Below are 20,234 nucleotides of genomic sequence, written 5' to 3' on the forward strand. Positions count from 1 at the left end.
GTCGCCCTCATGCAGTTGCGCTTCACTTCGTTCGCTGTGGTCAGCTTACGGCGGGACTTTCACCCACAAGATTGCGCCCATGCTGGGCGCACACAAAAAAAGCCGCTCGAAAGCGGCTTTTCAGCAGGAAGACTCAGGCTTATTTCAGGCCGGACATCTTCTGGATGGCGCCTTTGAGCTCGGCGTCGGAGCAGTCAGCGCAGGTGCCTTTAGGTGGCATCGCGTTGATACCGGTAATGGCTTTGGCCAGGATGCCGTCGAGGCCGCCCTGGTGATCGGCACGCTCTTTCCAGGCGGCGGCATCACCGATTTTCGGTGCGCCCAACAAGCCTGAACCGTGGCAAGCGTTGCAATGTTTTGCAATCACCTCATCCGGGGTTTTTGCACCACCGCCGCCGCCAGCAGCAGCGGCGACTTCCATGCCCTTGCACTCTTTGCCCTGGACACAGACCTGGCCGACTGGCTCAAGGCGCTTGGCGATTTCGTCATTGGTCGCAGCTTGAGCGCTGGCAGCCCAGAGGGCCAATACGGTTGCTGGTACGGCCAGCATTTTCATAATTAGATTCACGCGTTCACCCTCAATGGTGGCTAGTCACGCCTACGGCCACGGTTCGCAGGCGGGCGCAAGTATAGCGGTAAGCCCGCGACACTGAAACAACCCCAAAGTCGAAGGGGTCTTGTTGCGCAACGGTCAAACGGCTCAAGTGCCTCTGCCGTGCTGGCAGGACGCCTCTTTCCTTAAAAGTTCGCGGGTGTTGCTGCGCTGATTAGTCGCGCCGGCGCATCGAACGGATTACGGAAACGATGCGGCTTGGTACTTTCAAAGTAGTAGCTATCGCCAGCTTCGAGCACAAAAGTTTCAAGCCCGACCACCAGTTCCAGTCGCCCTTCCAGCAAAATCCCGGTTTCCTCGCCCTCATGGGTGAGCATCTCCTCACCGGTATCGGCGCCTGGAGGGTAGATTTCATTGAGGAATGCGATAGCGCGGCTCGGGTGAGCCCGGCCGACCAGTTTCATGGTCACTGCACCATCGGAAATATCGATCAGCTCGTTGGCTTTGTAGACGATCTGAGTCGGTATTTCCTGCAGGATTTCTTCGGAAAAGAACTCGACCATGGACATGGGAATCCCGCCCAACACCTTCCTCAGCGAACTGATCGAGGGGCTGACGCTGTTCTTCTCGATCATCGAAATCGTGCTGTTGGTGACGCCCGCGCGTTTGGCGAGCTCACGCTGGGAAAGACCTTTGAGCTTGCGGATTGATTGCAGTCGTTCACCGACGTCCAAGCTTGCGCCTCCAAGGATTCAGGTTGTTGGAATATTGAGCGTTATCATGGCGACAGCGTTCAGTATTTACAACACCTTGACCTGAATCCTGTTCGGCGAGGCGACTTCCGGTCTGGGCGGCTTTGCCCTAGCTCCCGGAATAGAGCATTGGCACCCGGCGCAGGTTGCAGAAGATCTGGTACGGAATCGTGCCGGCGGCGATGGCCACGTCGCTGGCGAGGATGTTTTTGCCCCATAACTCGACGGTCGAGCCCAGGCCTGCTTGTGGAATGTCAGTCAGATCGACGCACAGCATGTCCATCGACACCCGGCCGATCAACTGGCTGCGTTGCCCGGCGACCAATACTGGCGTCCCGGTCGGTGCCAGCCGCGGATAGCCATCGGCATAACCCATGGCCACCACGCCAACGCGCATCGGCTTCTGGGTAATGAATTTGGCGCCGTAGCCGATCGGCTCTCCAGCAGGCAATTCACGGACGCTGATCACCTTCGATTCAAGGGTCATCACTGGTTGCAGGCGCGAGGCCACGGCGTTGGCTTCCTCGAACGGCGTGGCGCCGTACAGCATGATCCCCGGGCGAACCCAGTCGCTGGGAATCTGCGGCCAACCCAGCACCGCCGGGGAATTTCGCAGGCTGACCTCGGCCGACAAGCCCTGACGCGCCGCTTCAAAGACCGCGACCTGCTCGGCACTGGCCTGGCAGTTCAATTCGTCAGCACGGGCGAAATGGCTCATCAGCACAATCTTCGCAACTTTGCCGCTGGCCAGCAGCCGTTGATAGGCTGCCTGATAGTCCTTCGGATGAAGGCCGACCCGATGCATGCCCGAGTCGAGCTTGAGCCAGACCGTGATCGGCTTGCTCAATGCAGCTTTCTCGATCGCTTCGAGTTGCCACAGCGAATGCACAACGCACCAGAAATCATGCTCGACAATCAGCGGCAGTTCATCGACTTCGAAAAAACCTTCAAGCAGCAGGACGGGCGCGCGAATGCCCGCCGCCCGCAACTCCAGGGCTTCTTCGATGCAGGCCACGGCAAACCCGTCCGCCTCGGCTTCCAGCGCCTGGGCGCAACGCACCGCGCCATGGCCGTAGGCATCGGCCTTGATCACCGCAAGAGCACGGGCACCCGTGACTTCACGGGCGATCTGGTAATTGTGACGCAGGGCTTGGAGGTCGATCAGGGCACGGGCAGGACGCATGGCGGCAGACTTCTGGTCGGTCGGTTAAAAAAAACCGGCGCTGCGGGCGGCGATAACCGCCAGTAGCACCGGGAGAGGGATCTCGCATTATCGCTTTCGCAGCGCGCCTAGCGTGGGCTCACTGGTGAGCCGGCGCTGGATTGACATGTTTTGCAGGCTCCTGACGGTTGCTGCCATACCGGGAGATATCCAGCCCTTCGGCACTGATCTGCGGCTTTTTCTTGGCCATCAGGTCGGCCAGCAAGCGGCCAGAGCCACACGCCATGGTCCAACCGAGGGTGCCATGACCGGTGTTCAGGAACAGGTTCTTGAACGGGGTAGCGCCGACAATCGGCGTGCCGTCCGGCGTGGTCGGACGCAGGCCGGTCCAGAAGCTGGCTTCGGCCAGATTGCCGCCCTGAGGATAAAGGTCGTTGACGATCATCTCCAGGGTTTCGCGCCGACGCGGGTTCAGCGACAGGTCAAAACCGGCGATTTCCGCCATGCCGCCAACGCGGATACGGTTGTCGAAACGGGTGATCGCGACTTTGTAGGTCTCGTCGAGAATGGTCGAAGTCGGGGCCATCGCCGGGTTGGTGATCGGCACGGTCAGGGAGTAACCCTTGAGCGGATACACCGGCGCCTTGATGCCCAGCGGCTTGAGCAATTGCGGCGAGTAGCTGCCGAGCGCCAGCACGTAGCGGTCAGCGGTTTCCAGTTTGCCATCGATCCACACACCGTTGATGCGGTCACCGGCGAAGTCGAGGCTCTGGATGTCCTGGCCAAAGCGGAATTGCACGCCAAGGTTAGTGGCCATCTCTGCCAACTTGGTAGTGAACATCTGGCAGTCGCCAGTCTGGTCGTTCGGCAGGCGCAGGGCACCGGCGAGGATGTCGGTCACATTGGCCAGGGCCGGCTCGACGCGGGCAATGCCTTCGCGGTCAAGCAGTTCGAACGGCACGCCGGACTCTTTCAGCACGGCGATGTCTTTTGCAGCGCCATCGAGCTGAGCCTGGGTGCGGAACAATTGAGTAGTACCCAGGCTGCGGCCTTCGTAGGCAATACCGGTTTCGGCGCGCAGTTCGTCAAGGCAGTCACGGCTGTACTCGGACAGGCGGACCATGCGCTCCTTGTTCACCGCGTAGCGGCTGGCGGTGCAGTTGCGCAGCATCTGTGCCATCCACAGGTACTGATCGATGTCGGCAGTGGCCTTGATCGCCAGGGGCGCATGGCGCTGCAACAGCCATTTGATAGCCTTGAGCGGCACACCCGGCGCGGCCCACGGCGAGGCATAGCCCGGCGAGACCTGCCCGGCGTTGGCGAAACTGGTCTCCATGGCAGCAGCCGGCTGCCGGTCCACTACCACCACTTCAAACCCGGCGCGTGCCAGATAATAAGCACTGGTGGTACCGATGACGCCGCTACCCAAGACCATAACGCGCATTTTCATTTCCCTCATCGCGGCTAACCGCTGACGTTTGTTGTTCAAAGCTTCGGATGTGCGCAGTGTAAAAAAGATTTGCCAGTGCTTTTCACTATATAAGCGCCTATATTTGGCGACAATTCTCGGCAAAAACCCTTTTCACGGAGGCGCATCCCCTATGCGTACCAACACTCAAACCAAACGTGAGCTGGACAAGATCGACCGCAATATCCTGCGGATCCTGCAAGCGGATGGGCGCATATCTTTTACGGAACTTGGGGAAAAGGTCGGGCTCTCGACCACGCCCTGTACCGAGCGGGTGCGGCGCCTGGAGCGCGAAGGGATCATCATGGGCTACAACGCCCGGCTCAATCCGCAGCACCTCAAGGGAAGCCTGCTGGTATTCGTCGAGATCAGCCTCGACTACAAGTCCGGTGATACCTTCGAAGAATTCCGACGCGCCGTGCTGAAACTGCCCCACGTCCTGGAGTGCCACTTGGTATCAGGCGACTTCGACTACCTGGTAAAGGCGCGGATATCGGAGATGGCCTCGTACCGCAAACTGCTGGGCGACATCCTGCTCAAGCTGCCGCATGTGCGCGAATCCAAGAGTTATATCGTGATGGAAGAGGTGAAAGAGAGCTTGAGCCTGCCGATTCCGGATTGACTCGACATGGATCGTTCCCAGGCGGAGCGTGGGATCGATCAAACAAGAACCTGCCGGGTGCTGGCCATGTATTCATGGATCTGCTTCTCGACCCGAGGGTGAATCAGCTCTACCGGCCGCCGCCCATTGGGGCATGGCAGTGTTTGTGTAGTGCCAAACAGCCGACAGATCAGCGGCCGTTCGTCATACACCGTGCAGCCGTTCGGCCCCAGATGGACGCAGTTGAGTTCATCCATCGCCGCATCCTGCTCGGCGCGGCTCTTGCGTGGCAGGCGGGACATTTCCTCCGGCGAGGTTGTTACCGGACCACAGCAGTCATGGCAGCCGGGGACGCACTCGAACGAGGGAATCTGCTGGCGCAACGTGCGAATTTTCTGACTGTTGCAGCTCATCCAAACTATTACCGATCTCGAAACAGAGGCAGATTCTGACGTAAAAATCCCCAACCAGACAGCACCGAGCGACCAGTGTTGCCCGCCTTCGAGGTCCGGCTTATGCTCCGTCGAATTTTCTAGACACACCCATCAGGATCACGCACATGAATGGCCGTGCCCAGCAGCCTGTCCCGAATCACCGGCACACCGCCTCCTATTACGCCGCCAGCAGCCTGCCTCAGCCTGACTATCCGGTGCTGTCCGGCGAACAGATGGCTGACGTCTGCGTGGTCGGGGGCGGTTTCTCCGGGTTGAACACAGCGCTGGAACTGGCGGAACGCGGCCTGAGCGTGGTGCTGCTGGAAGCCCATAAAATCGGCTGGGGCGCCAGCGGCCGCAATGGCGGGCAACTGATTCGCGGGGTTGGCCATGGCCTTGATCAGTTTGCCAACGTGATAGGCGCCGACGGTGTACGTCAGATGAAGCTCATGGGCCTGGAAGCAGTTGAAATCGTCCGACAGCGGGTCGAGCGTTTTCAAATCCCCTGCGACCTGACGTGGGGTTACTGCGACCTGGCCAACAAGCCCCGTGATCTCGAAGGTTTCGCCGAAGACGCCGAAGAATTGCGCAGCCTCGGCTACCGCTACGAAACCCGTCTGCTGCAACCCCATGAAATGCACACCGTAGTGGGCTCCGACCGCTACGTCGGCGGTTTGATCGACATGGGTTCCGGGCATCTGCACCCACTGAACCTGGCGCTGGGCGAAGCCGCCGCCGCCCGGCAACTGGGCGTGAAACTGTTCGAACAGTCGGCCGTCACGCGCATCGACTACGGCCCCGAGGTCAAGGTGCACACAGCCACAGGCTCGGTCCGGGCAAAGACGCTGGTACTGGGCTGCAACGCCTACCTCAATGAGCTCAATCCCGAACTCAGCGGCAAGGTGTTGCCCGCCGGCAGCTATATCATCGCGACCGAACCCTTGAGCGAAGAACTGGCCCACGCACTGTTGCCGCAGAACATGGCGGTCTGCGATCAGCGGGTGGCGCTGGATTACTATCGACTCTCGGCGGATCGCCGCCTGCTGTTCGGCGGTGCCTGCCATTACTCGGGGCGGGACCCGAAAGATATCGCCGCCTATATGCGGCCAAAAATGCTGGACGTCTTCCCGCAATTGGCCGACGTGAGGATCGATTATCAGTGGGGCGGGATGATCGGAATCGGCGCCAACCGTCTACCGCAGATCGGACGACTTAAAGATCAGCCAAATGTGTATTACGCCCAGGCATATTCCGGTCACGGGGTGAACGCCACGCACCTGGCGGGCAAGTTGCTGGCCGAGGCCATTAGCGGGCAGCACAGCGGTGGCTTCGATCTGTTCGCCCAGGTGCCGCACATTACTTTCCCCGGCGGTAAGCATTTGCGCTCGCCGTTGTTGGCGTTGGGGATGTTGTGGCATCGGCTCAAAGAGTTGGTCTGATATTTGGCTGTGGTCTTTGCGGCCCCATCGCGGGCAAGCCCGCTCCCACAGGGTTCTCGTCGTACACAGCATTTGTGACCGGCGGGGTCATTGTGGGAGCGGGCTTGCCCGCGATGAGGTCCGCAAAAACGCTACAGGACTCAAATCCGCCAAAATGGCTTAAGCCCCTCCTCCCGCGCCTGCTCACGCGTCAGCCCGACATCCTTGAGCTGAGCGGGTGTCAATTCCAGCAATGCCTTGCGCGTGTGCAGACGACGCCAGAACCGATCCCAGCGCTTCAGGTCTGACGGCGCGCCGCGCATGTCCGCCTCGCGCGCACCGTGATCCTGCCCTGCCGTCAGCTCCTGACTGTGTAACGTCAGCCGCACATCGCTCAAGCCGTTCATTTTGATTGCTCCTGTTTACTTGGGTAGCCAGAGCTTTCATGATGCGTGGACGGCGAAAAGCATTACAGATTCAACCAAAGTGTATTATCTCCATACAGATTTAACGCTGTAGGTACTGAATCCTGATTTTTTGCTCCATCTGTACTGGTCAATCCCACGACCTCAGACGAGACTGCACCATGACTCTCTACGTCAACCTCGCCGAACTGCTCGGCACGCGAATCGAACAAGGCTTCTATCGCCCCGGTGACCGATTGCCGTCGGTGCGCGCGCTGAGTGTTGAACACGGCGTCAGTCTGAGCACGGTGCAGCAGGCTTATCGCGTGCTGGAAGACAGCGGACTGGCCACGCCAAGGCCTAAATCCGGATATTTCGTACCGGTCAGCCGCGATCTACCCGAACTTCCAGCGGTGGGTCGCCCGGCTCAGCGGCCGGTAGACATTTCCCAATGGGACCAGGTGCTGGAGCTGATCCGTGCGGTGCCGCGCAAGGATGTGGTGCAACTGGGTCGCGGCATGCCAGACATCACAACGCCGACCCTCAAGCCGCTGCTGCGCGGCCTGGCGCAGCTCAGCCGCCGACAAGACATGCCCGGCCTGTATTACGACAACATCCACGGCAATCTGGAACTGCGCGAGCAGATCGCCCGGCTGATGCTCGATTCCGGCTGCCAACTGGCCCCCGGCGACCTGGTGGTAACGACTGGCTGCCACGAGGCGCTGTCCACCAGCATTCGTTCGATCTGCGAGCCAGGCGATATTGTGGCTGTGGATTCGCCAAGCTTTCATGGCGCCATGCAAACCCTCAAGGGCCTGGGGATGAAAGCCCTGGAAATCCCCACCGACCCGCTCACCGGGATCAGCCTGGATGCACTGGAACTGGCATTGGAACAGTGGCCGATCAAGGCCATACAGTTGACCCCAAACTGCAACAACCCGCTGGGCTATATCATGCCGGAGTCGCGCAAACGCTCACTGTTGACGCTTGCACAGCGCTTTGACGTGGCGATCATCGAAGACGATGTGTATGGCGAGCTGGCCTACAGCTATCCTCGCCCGCGCACCATCAAGTCTTTCGACGAAGACGGTCGTGTCCTGCTGTGCAGTTCGTTTTCCAAGACCCTCGCTCCCGGCCTGCGCATTGGCTGGGTCGCGCCGGGACGCTATCTGGAGCGCGTGCTGCACATGAAATACATCAGCACCGGTTCGACCGCGCCGCAGCCACAGATCGCCATCGCCGAGTTTCTCAAGGCCGGTCATTTCGAACCGCATTTGCGGCGCATGCGCACGCAATACCAGCGCAATCGCGACGCGATGATCGATTGGGTCACGCGGTATTTCCCCGCAGGCACCCGCGCCAGCCGCCCGCAAGGCAGTTTCATGCTGTGGGTCGAGTTGCCGGAAGGCTTCGACACCCTGAAACTCAATCGCGCCTTGCACGATCAGGGCGTACAGATTGCCGTCGGCAGCATCTTTTCTGCCTCGGGCAAGTACCGCAATTGCCTGCGCATGAACTACGCTGCCAAACCAACAGCACAGGTTGAAGAAGCTGTGCGCAAGGTCGGCGCCGCTGCCATCCAACTGCTGGCGCAAACCAACGGGCTGACTGACTGACCTTTCTGCGCAAATTAGCGTCCATATACCAACATCTGCCGCCAATCGGAACGGTCCCACGTGAGAATCAGACAGCCCCTGCTAGCTCTGGTGTTACTTGCTTCGTTCCTTGGCGGCTGCGCCAGCCTCGACGTGCAGCGCGAACAAAGCCAGGCGCTGCCGGCGAGCGCTTCGGCATTTGGCCGTTCGGTCCAGGCGCAGGCGGCACCCCATGAAGGGAAATCCGGCTTTCGCCTGCTATCGGACAGCACCGAAGCCTTCACCGCCCGCGCCGAACTGATCCGCAACGCCCAAGGTAGTCTCGATTTGCAGTACTACATCGTGCATGACGGCGTCAGCACGCGGATGCTGGTGGAGGAATTGCTCAAGGCCGCCGACCGCGGGGTGCGTGTGCGCATCCTGCTCGACGACACCACCAGTGACGGCCAGGACGTCACCATCGCCACGCTTGCAGCGCATCCGCAGATCCAGATTCGAGTGTTCAACCCTTTGCACCTGGGGCGCAGCACCGGCGTAACGCGTACCATGGGTCGCTTGTTCAACTTGTCACAACAACATCGGCGCATGCACAACAAGCTGTGGCTGGCGGACAACAGCATGGCCATCGTCGGCGGGCGTAATCTGGGTGACGAGTATTTCGATGCCGAACCCAATCTGAATTTTACCGACATCGACATCCTCGGCGTCGGCCCGGTCGCGGAGCAGCTCGGGCACAGTTTCGACCAATACTGGAATAGCGCCCTGAGCAAACCGGTCGAACAGTTTCTGTCGAGCAAACCGACCGCACAGGACCTGAAAAATACCCGGGCCCGACTGGAAGAATCCCTGGAACAATCACGCAAACAGAACCATGCGCTCTTTCAGCAGTTGAGGAAGTTTGCCACGGACCCGCGCCTGGATACCTGGCGCAAAGAGCTGATCTGGGCCTGGAACCAGGCGTTGTGGGATGCACCGAGCAAAGTGCTTGCGGACGGCGAGCCAGACCCGCACCTGCTGCTGACCACCCAATTAGCACCCGAACTCGATGGCGTCAGTAAAGAACTGGTGATGATTTCCGCTTATTTCGTGCCCGGTCAGCCGGGCCTGGTGTATCTGACCGGCCGCGCCGATGCCGGCGTGTCGGTGAGGTTGCTGACCAATTCATTGGAGGCCACGGACGTACCGGCGGTGCATGGCGGCTACGCCCCGTATCGCAAGGCGTTGCTGGAGCATGGCGTACAACTCTTCGAACTGCGCCGCCAGCCCGGCGATGAAAGCGGCAGCGGACCGCGCCTGTTTTCCCGCAGGTCCTATGGCGAGTCCGACTCCAGCCTGCACAGCAAGGCGATCATCTTCGACCAACAGAAATCCTTCATCGGCTCATTCAACTTCGATCCGCGCTCGGTACTGTGGAACACCGAAGTCGGCGTGCTGGTGGACAGCCCGGAACTCGCGGCCCGCGTGCGCGAACTGGCATTGGAAGGCATGGCGCCAGCCCTGAGTTATCAGGCGCGGCTGGAGAATGGCCAAGTGGTATGGGTGACCGAAGACGACGGCAAGATGCACACCCTGACCGAAGAGCCGGCCAGTTGGTGGCGACGTTTCAATGCCTGGCTCAGCACTACAGTGGGACTGGAGCGCATGCTTTAAAAGACCCGAGCGTTCGGCAGTCCTGCCACTGAAATGCGATCGCCTGCAGGCGCTGCCGAAGATTGCGATCTTTTGATCTTATGCTGGCTGTACGGCGCCAAATGCCCCTTGGCGCGACAGCAGAATCACCAGGCCAAACGCTCCCGCCGCCATTAGCAATGGCAACGCGTGCCCGCTGATCCACTGGCTGCCAGCACCGGCGATCAACGGCCCGAGCAGGCAACCGATGCCCCACAACTGTGCGATGTGGGCATTGGCTCGGACCAGCGCATCGTCGCGATAACGCTCGCCAATCAGGATCAGCGACAAGGTAAACAGCCCGCCAGCACTGGCGCCGAACAGCACCCACAGCGGCCAGATCATCAGAGTGTCGATCAGCAGCGGGATCGCCAGGCTCGACACCAGCAGGACCATCGCGCACCAGGTGAACAATGCTCGGCGCGACATCCGGTCCGCCAGCGCGCCGATTGGCAATTGCAGCAACGCATCCCCCACCACCACCGTGCTGACCATCGCCAGGGCGATTTCCGTGGTGAAGCCCTGGCGCAGGCAATACACCGGCAGTAACGTCAAGATCATCGCTTCGAACGCCGCGAACAGCGACACCGCCCAGGCAATCGCCGGCAGGCCACGGCAGAAAGTCAGCAAATCACCGAAGGTCACGCTGCACGCCTCGCTACTGGGCGCACCACTGCGGCCCAACAACAGCAACGGTGCCGCCACCAGCAATCCGACGCCAACCCAGAAGCCATAATCGTGCTGGGTGCCCAGGACGCCCAGCAATATCGGCCCAGCCAATTGGCTCAACGCATAACTACTGCCGTACAGCGCCACCAGCCTCCCGCGCCACTCTTCGACCACCAGTTGGTTGATCCAGCTCTCACCGAGGATAAAGACCAGGGTCAGAACCACACCGATCAACAAGCGCAGCACCAGCCAGATCGGATAGCTGGGCAACAATGCCAGCAGGCCGATGGACACAGCCCCACCCCACAAACACAGGCGCATCAGATTGGCTGTGCCGAGACGCGCTGCCAGGTGACTGGAAATCTTCGCGCCTAATAAAACACCAATGGCCGGCATCGCGGCCATTACGCCGATGGCAAACGAGCCGTATCCCCAGCTTTCCAGGCGAAACGACACCAGCGGCATGCTGACACCCAGGGCCAGGCCGACACTCAAGACAGACGCCAATACGGCGAAATACGTCGCCCAACGCATGTTCCACGCTCCTGTGGATAATTTTTGTACAGCACAAAACACTGTGGGAGCGGGCTTGCCCGCGAAGAGGCCATCACATCCAACATCAAAGTTGACTGTCATGGCGCCTTCGCGGGCAAGCCCGCTCCCACAAGGGATCTGCGTCGCTCAGAAGCCCGGTCAGCTGCCGGACTCCCTCACTGGCTTACAACTTGATCCAGGTCGCCTTCAGCTCGGTGTACTTGTCGAACGCATGCAGCGACTTGTCGCGACCGTTGCCGGACTGCTTGAAGCCACCGAACGGCGCCGTCATGTCGCCACCATCATACTGGTTGACCCAGACGCTACCGGCACGCAGTGCGCGGGCGGTCAGGTGAGCCTTGGAGATGTCGGCAGTCCACACCGCGGCGGCCAGGCCGTAAGGCGTGTCGTTGGCGATGGCGACGGCTTCTTCGGCGCTGTCGAAGGTGATGACCGACAACACTGGCCCGAAGATTTCTTCCTGGGCGATTTTCATCGCGTTGCTTACGCCGTCGAAAATGGTCGGCTCAACGTAGGTGCCCCCCGATTCCTGAAGCGTACGCTTGCCACCGGCCACCAGTTTGGCGCCGTCGGCATGGCCAGACTCGATGTATGACAGCACAGTGTTCATCTGCTGGGTATCGACCAGCGCGCCGACATTGGTCGCCGGATCCAGCGGGTTGCCAGGCTTCCAGGTCTTCAAGGCTTCGATCACCAGCGGCAGGAATTTATCCTTGATGGAGCGTTCCACCAGCAGGCGCGAACCAGCGGTGCAGACTTCGCCCTGGTTGAACGCGATGGCGCCCGCAGCGGCTTCGGCGGCTTCTTGCAGGTTCGGTGCATCGGCGAACACGATGTTGGGGCTCTTGCCACCGGCTTCGAGCCAGACGCGCTTCATGTTCGACTCGCCGGAGTAGATCAGCAGTTGCTTGGCGATCTTGGTTGAACCGGTGAATACCAGGGTGTCGACATCGTTGTGCAGGGCCAAGGCCTTGCCGACGGTGTGACCGTAACCCGGCAGCACGTTGAGCACGCCTTTCGGAATACCGGCTTCGACGGCCAGGGCAGCGATGCGGATGGCAGTCAGCGGGGATTTTTCCGACGGCTTGAGGATCACCGAGTTACCGGTGGACAGCGCCGGGCCGAGTTTCCAGCACGCCATCATCAACGGGAAGTTCCACGGCACGATGGCACCGACAACACCGACTGGCTCGCGAGTGACCAGACCCAGTTGATCGTGCGGGGTTGCCGCCACTTCGTCGTAGATCTTGTCGATGGCTTCGCCGCTCCAGCTCAGTGCTTGCGCCGCGCCAGGAACGTCGATGTACAGGGAGTCGCTGATCGGCTTGCCCATGTCCAGGGTTTCAAGCAGGGCCAGCTCTTCGGCGTGCTGTTTCAGCAGGCCGGCGAAACGAATCATGGTGGCTTTGCGCTTGGTCGGCGCCAGGCGCGACCAGACGCCAGAGTTGAAGGTGGCGCGGGCGTTTTCAACAGCGCGCTGGGCATCGGCGGCGTCACAGCTGGCGATCTTGCCCAGCAGGCGGCCATCGACCGGGCTGATGCACTCGAAGGTCTCGGCGGAGACGGCATCGGTGTATTCACCATTGATGTAGGCGCGGCCTTCGATCTTCAGATCGCGAGCGCGTTGCTCCCAGTCGGCACGAGTCAGGGTGGTCATGCGAGTGTCCTCCTCTTATTGAATACGACACCCGCGTTCTTCGCGGGCGCTGTCAGGAATTCTGCCCGGCCAGCCAGCTTGCGGCCCAAGGCAACCACCACCCTAAACCAGCGGCAGGTGAAGTTTCAATATATTTGACATAACACCGGCAAACGGCCTTGCGATGTTCATTTTAATAAACATAGACTTAAACATTACCAGCCACTCGCACCGCAAAGACGGGGGAATACAATAATGAGCATCCAGAACATCGTAGACTTCAGCCAGGCCACCACTGCCGTCGAACGCTATCGCCCAGACCCGGCGAAAGTTCTCAAAGGCGATCCCGAGCAAGCCGTGTACAACCACTACAACAGCCCTTGCGGACAGTTGAATGCCGGTGTGTGGGAAGGCGCGGTCGGCCAGTGGCTGGTGAATTTCACCGAGCACGAATACTGCGAAATCGTTCAGGGTGTTTCTGTGTTGCGTGACAACGACGGCAACAGCAAAACCGTACGCGCGGGCGATCGCTTCGTGATCCCGGCAGGCTTCCGTGGCACCTGGGAAGTGCTGGAGCCGTGCCGCAAGATCTATGTGGCGTTTGAACAGAAAGCCTGATTTTTTTGCAGGCAGCAAAAAAGGCCCGTATCTCGCGATACGGGCCTTTTTCGTAAGTCAGGAAAAATCAATTACTTGATTTTGCCTTCCTTGTAGATCACGTGCTTGCGAACAACCGGATCAAATTTCTTGATCTCGATTTTGTCCGGAGTAGTACGCTTGTTCTTGTCGGTAGTGTAGAAATGACCAGTACCGGCGCTCGAAATCAAACGAATCAATTCACGCATGATTAGCTCCCTTAGATCTTGCCAGCGGCGCGGATTTCGGCCAGCACGACAGTGATGCCACGCTTGTCGATGATGCGCATGCCTTTGGCAGATACGCGCAGACGCACGAAACGTTTCTCTTCTTCAACCCAGAAGCGGTGATGCTGCAGGTTCGGCAGGAAACGACGACGGGTTTTGTTATTTGCGTGGGAAATGTTATTCCCAGTCACCGGACCCTTACCGGTAACTTGACAGACTCTCGACATGCCTCAGCCCTCTAAAACCACATGCCCAACCCGGCATGGGTTGGCCGCTTAATCTCTCAGTCATTTGGCGCCAGGCGCCGCGTTTCTTTAAGGGTCTTACCGGCTACACCTACAAACGAAGGAACCGGGCCCCTAGAAAAGAGCGCTGCTTTATACCAGAAAGACTAGAGAGCAACAACATTCAGTGTGCGCTGAGTTGATAAAAACCCTGTTTTTCAGGCGCCAGGCGCCTTGGATCAAGGCTATCGTCGCTTGCGACCGCTCGTCGCAGAGAATCTGCGCAACAAGCCGATCCAGCTTTTTCCCAACCAGCGCTCGCCAGAATCGATCGGCTATAGTCCCCTGAAAACGAAAAAGGGGATAGTCATTTGCAATCCAGCCCACTAGGGTAAGCCTTTTCCAGACTGCACTTGCAGATGGGCCTTCGATCTGTAAAGGAACCCGACCATGCGCCTCGCTGCCCTACCGCTGTTGCTTGCCCCGCTCCTGCTGGGCCCACAGGCCTACGCCGCCGCCCTGAGCGTCTGCACCGAGGCCAGCCCCGAAGGGTTCGATGTGGTGCAATACAACTCGCTGACCACCACCAACGCTTCGGCTGACGTGCTGATGAACCGATTGGTGGACTTCGACAATGCCAGCGGCAAAGTTGTCCCCAGCCTCGCGGACAGTTGGGAGGTCACACCGGATGGCCTGACCTACATCTTCAAGTTGCACCCCCAGGTGAAATTTCATCGCACCGACTACTTCAGCCCAACGCGTGAACTGACCGCCGAGGACGTGAAGTTCAGCTTTGACCGGATGCTCGATCCGGCCAACCCATGGCACAAAGTCGCCCAGAGCGGCTTCCCCCATGCTCAGTCGATGCAATTGCCCGCACTGATCAAGAAGATCGACGCACTGGACCCCCTAACCATACGCTTTACCCTGGATCACCCGGACTCCACCTTCCTCGCCACCCTGAGCATGGGCTTCGCCTCGATTTACTCGGCCGAGTACGCTGACAAGCTGATGAAAGCCGGCACGCCGGAAAAGCTCAATAACCAACCGATCGGCACTGGCCCGTTCGTATTCACGCGTTTCCAGAAGGACGCCACCGTTCGCTACAAAGCCAACGCCGAGTACTTCCGCGGCAAGCCCTCGGTCGATCCGCTGATCTTTGCCATTACCCCTGACGCCAACGTGCGCTTGCAGAAATTGCGCCGCAATGAATGCCAGATTGCGCTGTCGCCCAAGCCTCTGGATGTCCAGGCGGCGCTGAAGGAGCCGACGCTGAAAGTCGAAAAGACTGACGCCTTCATGACCGCCTTCGTTGCCATCAACAGTCAGCACCCGCCTTTGGACAAACCCGAAGTGCGCCAGGCGATCAACCTCGCCTTCGACAAGGCCAACTACGTCAAGGCCGTGTTCGAAGACACCGCTGAACCCGCCAACGGCCCCTACCCGCCCAACACCTGGAGCTATGCGAAAACATTGCCGGGTTACCCGCATGACGTCGAGAAAGCCAAGGCGTTGATGGCTAAGGCCGGGCTCAAGGAGGGATTCCAGACCACCATCTGGACCCGCCCTTCCGGCAGCCTGCTGAACCCTAACCCGAGCCTCGGCGCTCAACTGCTTCAGTCCGATTTGGCGGAAATCGGCATTCAGGCCGAAATCCGCGTCATCGAATGGGGTGAGTTGATTCGCCGCGCCAAAGCTGGCGAACACGACTTGCTTTTCATGGGCTGGGCGGGTGACAACGGTGACCCGGATAACTTCCTCACGCCGCAGTTTTCCTGCGCAGCCGTCAAGTCCGGCACCAACTTTGCGCGCTATTGCAACCAGGACCTGGACAAGTTGATCAGCGCCGGCAAGACCACCGGTGAGCAAGGCGTGCGCACCAAGCTCTACGAACAGGCCCAGACGCAGATCCAGCAACAGGCGTTGTGGCTGCCCCTGGCGCATCCGACCGCCTTCGCCCTGACCAGCAAGGCCGTCGAGGGATACTCGGTCAGCCCGTTTGGGCGACAGGATTACTCGAAGGTCAACATCAAATAGGCCACCCGACACAAAACCCTGTAGGAGCGAGCATGCTCGCGATGGTCGTCAACGATGACGAGGGCCGCCTGAAAGAAAGCGGTGCCACTACCACCATCGCGAGCATGCTCGCTCCTACACGGGGGGGGGGTCACATCCACCCGTACTCCGCCATCGACAGCGGGTTGCCATCGCCAATGATGAAATGGTCGAGCACCCGCACATCGATGAGGTCCAGCGCCTTCTGCAGGCGCTTGGTCAGCATCCGGTCAGCCTGGCTGGGGTCAGTGTTGCCTGACGGATGGTTGTGACAGAGGATCAGTGCCGCCGCATTGTGAGCCAATGCACGCTTGACCACTTGCCGCGGGTGAACGCTGGTGTTGTCTATCGAGCCGCGAAACAGCACCTCAAACGCCAGGACCTGATGCCTGGAGTCGAGAAACAGGCACCCAAACACCTCGTGGGGCTCATGTCGCAGCATCGACTTGAGGTATTCACGCACCGCCTGCGGGTTTTCCAGGGCCGACTTTTCTCGCGCACGCTCGGCCAAATGGCGCCTGCTCATTTCCTGAGCAGCCTGCAACTGCGCGAATTTCGCCGGACCGAGCCCCAACTGCTTACTGAACGTTTCCTGGTCGGCCTCCAACAGCAAACGCAGGCTGCCAAACTGATTCAACAGGTGTCGCGCCAGATCGACGGCACTTTTACCCACCACGCCAGTTCGTAAAAATATCGCCAGCAACTCGGCGTCCGAAAGACTTCCCGAGCCCTGTTCAAGCAACCTCTCCCGCGGCCGTTCCGACGCCGGCCAATCGCGAATACTCATACCACCTCCCTGTCTGTGGGCGCCGCTGTTCCGTTGCGGTCGCTGTGATATCGTAGCCCATCTTTTTTGCGGGCGATTTCACTCCTGGGGAGGGGGTATCGCAACGCAGTCATCAACGAAAATGAAAGGCAGGCCTATGCAGCGGCTGTATCGGAAACGCATTGTTCTGGGCGTCGGCGGCGGTATCGCTGCCTACAAGAGCGCCGACCTGGTTCGCCGCCTGATCGATCAGGGCGCGGAAGTGCGCGTGGTCATGACCCGTGGCGGCGCTGAATTCATTACTCCGCTGACCATGCAGGCCCTGTCCGGGCATCCAGTGCACCTGGACCTGCTGGACCCGGCGGCCGAAGCGGCGATGGGCCACATTGAGCTGGCCAAATGGGCCGATCTGGTGCTGATCGCCCCCGCCACCGCGGATTTGATCGCGCGCCTGGCCCAAGGCATTGCCGATGACCTGCTGACTACGCTGGTGCTGGCCACCGACGCAGTGGTTGCCATCGCTCCGGCGATGAACCAGGCCATGTGGCGCGATCCGGCCACCCAGGCCAACCTGCAAACCCTCGAAAACCGTGGCATCAAGGCCTTCGGTCCAGCTTCGGGCAGCCAGGCCTGCGGCGACGTCGGCCTGGGACGCATGCTCGAAGCGACGGAGCTGGCTCAATGCGCGGCAGACTGCTTCCAGCGCCAGGCATTGACCGGCAAGCACGTGCTAATCACCGCCGGCCCTACCCAGGAAAACATCGACCCGGTGCGCTACATCACCAACCACAGCTCCGGAAAAATGGGCTTTGCCCTGGCGGAAGCGGCGGTTGAAGCCGGCGCCCGCGTAACCCTGATCACGGGCCCGGTGCATCTGCCGACCCCGGACCGTGTTACGCGCATCGACGTAGTCAGCGCCCGCGACATGCTCGCCGCGTGCGAAGCGGCGATTCCTTGCGACCTGTTTATTGCCTCGGCAGCGGTCGCGGACTACCGCCCAGAAGTCGTCGCACCACAGAAACTCAAGAAAGATCCTACGAACGGCGACGGCTTGTTGCTACAAATGGTGCGCAACCCGGACATCCTGGCCAGCATCGCTACACGCCCCGACCGTCCGTTCAGCGTCGGTTTCGCCGCCGAAACCGAACACCTGCTCGACTACGCTGCCCGCAAGCTGAAAGACAAGAACCTCGATTTGATCGTCGCCAACGACGTCGCCAACCCGAGCATTGGCTTCAACAGCGAAGAAAACGCCTGCAGCGTAATCGACCGTGAACTTCACGCCACACTCTTCGCCCAGACCAGCAAGAGCAAGATTGCTCGCCAGCTGATCACTTTTATCGCCGAACGTCTGAACCAGGTTTAATTTACATGCACGCTTTGCAAGCCAAGATCCTCGACCCCCGCATCGGTACCGAATTTCCGCTGCCACAGTACGCCACGCCAGGTTCCGCCGGCCTCGACCTGCGCGCCATGCTGGAGCAGGACATCGTGATCAAGCCGGGTGAAACGGTACTGATCCCCACTGGCCTGTCGATCTACATCGGCGACCCGAACCTGGCGGCGCTGATCCTGCCGCGCTCCGGCCTGGGCCATAAACACGGTATCGTCCTGGGCAACCTGGTCGGGCTGATTGACTCCGACTACCAGGGACCGCTGATGGTCTCCTGCTGGAACCGTGGCCAGACCGACTTCACCATGGCCGTCGGCGAACGCCTGGCGCAGCTGGTGCTGGTGCCGGTGGTGCAGGCGCATTTCGAGATGGTTGAAGAGTTCGTCGAAACCCAGCGTGGTACCGGCGGTTTCGGTCATTCCGGCAGTCACTGATACGTTCGCTATACCCCTGAAATCAATGGATTGAACGGCCCAAAGCCGCTCGCGTCGCTGGCATGGCCTTTTCGCACCACGAACTCTGCGCGAAAAACGCCGTCATACCTTTCAGTTTGAACCTGTCGACGACTTATTCGCAGGCCGGTCCAGCCACTTTCACGATGGAGCATTTCCCCAGATGAGCACCCCTGTACGCGTTGCCCCCAAGTTCCCCGACAGTATTTTCCGTGCCTATGACATACGCGGCACCGTCCCGGAATTTCTCAACGCCGAAACGGCTTACTGGCTTGGTCGCGCCATCGGTGCACAGAGCCTGGCCCAGGATGAACCGAATGTATCCGTTGGTCGTGACGGTCGCCTGTCCGGCCCCGAGCTGGTTGAACAGCTGATTCAAGGCCTGGCCGACAGCGGCTGCCACGTCAGCGATGTCGGCCTGGTGCCTACGCCCGCGCTGTACTACGCCGCCAACGTGCTGGCCGGCAAATCCGGGGTGATGCTCACTGGCAGCCACAACCCAGCGAACTACAACGGCTTCAAGATCGTCATTGCCGGGGATACCCTGGCCAACGAACAGATCCAGGCCCTGCATGACCGCCTCAAGACCAACAACCTGACCAGCGGCAAGGGCAGCATCACCCGGGTCGAGATCCTTGATCGCTACAACACCGAAATCGTCCAGGACATCAAACTGGCCCGCCGCCTGAAAGTCGTGGTGGACTGCGGCAACGGTGCAGCCGGCGTGATCGCCCCGCAATTGATCGAGGCGCTGAACTGCGAAGTCATCCCGCTGTTCTGCGAGGTCGATGGCAACTTCCCTAACCATCACCCGGACCCGGGCAAGCCTGAAAACCTCGTCGACCTGATCGCCAAGGTCAAGGAAACCAATGCGGATATCGGCCTGGCTTTCGACGGCGACGGCGACCGCGTCGGCGTGGTGACCAACACTGGCAGCATCGTTTTTCCGGACCGCCTGTTGATGCTGTTCGCCCGCGACGTGGTGGCGCGCAATCCGAACGCCGAAATTATCTTCGACGTTAAATGCACTCGCCGCTTGATCCCGCTGATCAAGGAATACGGTGGTCGTCCGCTCATGTGGAAAACCGGTCATTCGTTGATCAAGAAGAAAATGAAACAATCCGGCGCCCTGCTGGCCGGCGAAATGAGCGGGCATATCTTCTTCAAGGAGCGCTGGTTCGGTTTCGACGACGGCATTTACAGCGCCGCGCGGTTGCTGGAGATCCTGAGCAAGGAGAAATCCACGGCCGAAGAGTTGTTCGCGACCTTCCCGAACGATATTTCTACGCCGGAAATCAATATCCATGTGACCGAAGAGAGCAAATTCAGCATCATTGATGCATTGCACGACGCGAAGTGGGGCGAAGGCGCCGACCTGACCACCATTGACGGCGTGCGAGTCGACTATGCCAAAGGCTGGGGCCTGGTTCGCGCTTCCAACACCACACCGGTGCTGGTCCTGCGTTTCGAGGCCGATGACGAGGCAGAACTTTCGCGCATCAAGGACGTTTTCCACGTCCAGTTGAAGCGTGTTGCACCTGATCTCCAACTACCGTTCTGATTCAC

At 59.9% G+C, this 20,234-nt stretch carries 19 protein-coding genes and 1 pseudogene; 9 read left to right on the forward strand and 11 right to left on the reverse strand.

The features are described from left to right. Positions 1-139: 139 nt before the first annotated feature. From PG5_RS14550 to dadA, 4 genes are all read right to left on the reverse strand, one after another. Complete coding sequence (locus PG5_RS14550) at positions 140-556, reverse strand: cytochrome c5 family protein (RefSeq protein WP_020797888.1); 417 nt, start codon at positions 554-556, stop codon at positions 140-142. Between the two features lie 182 nt (positions 557-738). Further along, entirely contained in the window at positions 739-1,287 is a 549-nt protein-coding gene (locus tag PG5_RS14555; RefSeq protein WP_020797889.1) for a cupin domain-containing protein, read from the reverse strand. A gap of 127 nt (positions 1,288-1,414) precedes the next feature. Next, a complete protein-coding gene (gene alr, locus PG5_RS14560; RefSeq protein ID WP_020797890.1) occupies positions 1,415-2,488 on the reverse strand; it encodes an alanine racemase in 1,074 nt (357 codons plus the stop codon). 118 nt (positions 2,489-2,606) lie between these two features. Beyond that, entirely contained in the window at positions 2,607-3,911 is a 1,305-nt protein-coding gene (gene dadA / locus PG5_RS14565) for a D-amino acid dehydrogenase (RefSeq protein ID WP_033044263.1), read from the reverse strand. A 157-nt stretch (positions 3,912-4,068) separates the two neighbouring features. On the opposite strand from dadA, the gene PG5_RS14570 reads away from it, so the two are divergent. Continuing rightward, positions 4,069-4,557: an Lrp/AsnC ligand binding domain-containing protein gene (locus PG5_RS14570; protein ID WP_003177284.1), complete on the forward strand. Its 489-nt coding sequence runs from the start codon at positions 4,069-4,071 to the stop codon at positions 4,555-4,557. 38 nt (positions 4,558-4,595) lie between these two features. Here the strand turns inward: PG5_RS14570 and PG5_RS14575 are convergent, their stop codons facing one another. Continuing rightward, the gene (locus PG5_RS14575) at positions 4,596-4,949 is read right to left on the reverse strand and encodes a YkgJ family cysteine cluster protein (protein ID WP_020797892.1); all 354 of its coding nucleotides are present in this window, start codon (positions 4,947-4,949) and stop codon (positions 4,596-4,598) included. 146 nt (positions 4,950-5,095) lie between these two features. Between PG5_RS14575 and PG5_RS14580 the strand changes: the two genes are divergently transcribed. After that, complete coding sequence (locus PG5_RS14580) at positions 5,096-6,409, forward strand: FAD-binding oxidoreductase (RefSeq protein ID WP_020797893.1); 1,314 nt, start codon at positions 5,096-5,098, stop codon at positions 6,407-6,409. Positions 6,410-6,549: 140 nt separating this feature from the next. Here the strand turns inward: PG5_RS14580 and PG5_RS14585 are convergent, their stop codons facing one another. Next, positions 6,550-6,795, reverse strand: a complete 246-nt coding sequence (locus tag PG5_RS14585; RefSeq protein WP_020797894.1) for a DUF1127 domain-containing protein — start codon at positions 6,793-6,795, stop codon at positions 6,550-6,552. Between the two features lie 179 nt (positions 6,796-6,974). Between PG5_RS14585 and PG5_RS14590 the strand changes: the two genes are divergently transcribed. Both PG5_RS14590 and PG5_RS14595 read left to right on the forward strand, forming a co-directional pair. Continuing rightward, positions 6,975-8,408 carry a PLP-dependent aminotransferase family protein gene (locus PG5_RS14590; RefSeq protein WP_020797895.1) on the forward strand — a complete coding sequence of 478 codons (1,434 nt, stop codon included), beginning with the start codon at positions 6,975-6,977 and terminating at the stop codon, positions 8,406-8,408. Positions 8,409-8,468: 60 nt separating this feature from the next. Beyond that, positions 8,469-10,037 (forward strand): phospholipase D family protein, encoded by a 1,569-nt coding sequence (locus tag PG5_RS14595; protein WP_042955424.1) that lies wholly within the window; start codon positions 8,469-8,471, stop codon positions 10,035-10,037. Between the two features lie 78 nt (positions 10,038-10,115). Here PG5_RS14595 and PG5_RS14600 read toward each other — a convergent pair whose 3' ends face one another. Together PG5_RS14600 and PG5_RS14605 are read right to left on the reverse strand one after the other, a co-directional pair. After that, positions 10,116-11,258 (reverse strand): MFS transporter, encoded by a 1,143-nt coding sequence (locus PG5_RS14600; protein ID WP_020797897.1) that lies wholly within the window; start codon positions 11,256-11,258, stop codon positions 10,116-10,118. Positions 11,259-11,442: 184 nt separating this feature from the next. After that, positions 11,443-12,936 (reverse strand): aldehyde dehydrogenase, encoded by a 1,494-nt coding sequence (locus tag PG5_RS14605; RefSeq protein WP_020797898.1) that lies wholly within the window; start codon positions 12,934-12,936, stop codon positions 11,443-11,445. A 234-nt stretch (positions 12,937-13,170) separates the two neighbouring features. Here PG5_RS14605 and PG5_RS14610 point away from each other — a divergent pair, with 234 nt between their 5' ends. After that, the gene (locus PG5_RS14610; protein ID WP_008054608.1) at positions 13,171-13,533 is read left to right on the forward strand and encodes a cupin domain-containing protein; all 363 of its coding nucleotides are present in this window, start codon (positions 13,171-13,173) and stop codon (positions 13,531-13,533) included. Positions 13,534-13,604: 71 nt separating this feature from the next. Here PG5_RS14610 and rpmG read toward each other — a convergent pair whose 3' ends face one another. Together rpmG and rpmB are read right to left on the reverse strand one after the other, a co-directional pair. Continuing rightward, a complete protein-coding gene (gene rpmG, locus PG5_RS14615; RefSeq protein ID WP_007894709.1) occupies positions 13,605-13,760 on the reverse strand; it encodes a 50S ribosomal protein L33 in 156 nt (51 codons plus the stop codon). Positions 13,761-13,771: 11 nt separating this feature from the next. After that, positions 13,772-14,005, reverse strand: a complete 234-nt coding sequence (gene rpmB / locus PG5_RS14620; protein WP_003176907.1) for a 50S ribosomal protein L28 — start codon at positions 14,003-14,005, stop codon at positions 13,772-13,774. Positions 14,006-14,452: 447 nt separating this feature from the next. On the opposite strand from rpmB, the gene PG5_RS14625 reads away from it, so the two are divergent. Beyond that, entirely contained in the window at positions 14,453-16,039 is a 1,587-nt protein-coding gene (locus PG5_RS14625; protein ID WP_020797899.1) for an ABC transporter substrate-binding protein, read from the forward strand. A 130-nt stretch (positions 16,040-16,169) separates the two neighbouring features. Here PG5_RS14625 and radC read toward each other — a convergent pair whose 3' ends face one another. Then, a complete protein-coding gene (radC, locus tag PG5_RS14630) occupies positions 16,170-16,844 on the reverse strand; it encodes a DNA repair protein RadC (protein WP_020797900.1) in 675 nt (224 codons plus the stop codon). Between the two features lie 136 nt (positions 16,845-16,980). Here radC and coaBC point away from each other — a divergent pair, with 136 nt between their 5' ends. The 3 genes and pseudogenes from coaBC to PG5_RS14645 all read left to right on the forward strand — a co-directional run. After that, positions 16,981-18,189: a bifunctional phosphopantothenoylcysteine decarboxylase/phosphopantothenate--cysteine ligase CoaBC gene (coaBC, locus tag PG5_RS14635; protein ID WP_020797901.1), complete on the forward strand. Its 1,209-nt coding sequence runs from the start codon at positions 16,981-16,983 to the stop codon at positions 18,187-18,189. A gap of 5 nt (positions 18,190-18,194) precedes the next feature. Next, positions 18,195-18,650, forward strand: a complete 456-nt coding sequence (gene dut, locus PG5_RS14640) for a dUTP diphosphatase (protein WP_008054604.1) — start codon at positions 18,195-18,197, stop codon at positions 18,648-18,650. A gap of 175 nt (positions 18,651-18,825) precedes the next feature. Then, positions 18,826-20,229 (forward strand): annotated as a pseudogene (locus tag PG5_RS14645) (phosphomannomutase/phosphoglucomutase); the annotation flags it as partial. Between the last annotated feature and the right edge of the window lie 5 nt (positions 20,230-20,234).

The sequence above is a fragment of the Pseudomonas sp. G5(2012) genome, from assembly GCF_000408945.1.
Classification (GTDB): Bacteria; Pseudomonadota; Gammaproteobacteria; order Pseudomonadales; family Pseudomonadaceae; genus Aquipseudomonas; species Aquipseudomonas umsongensis.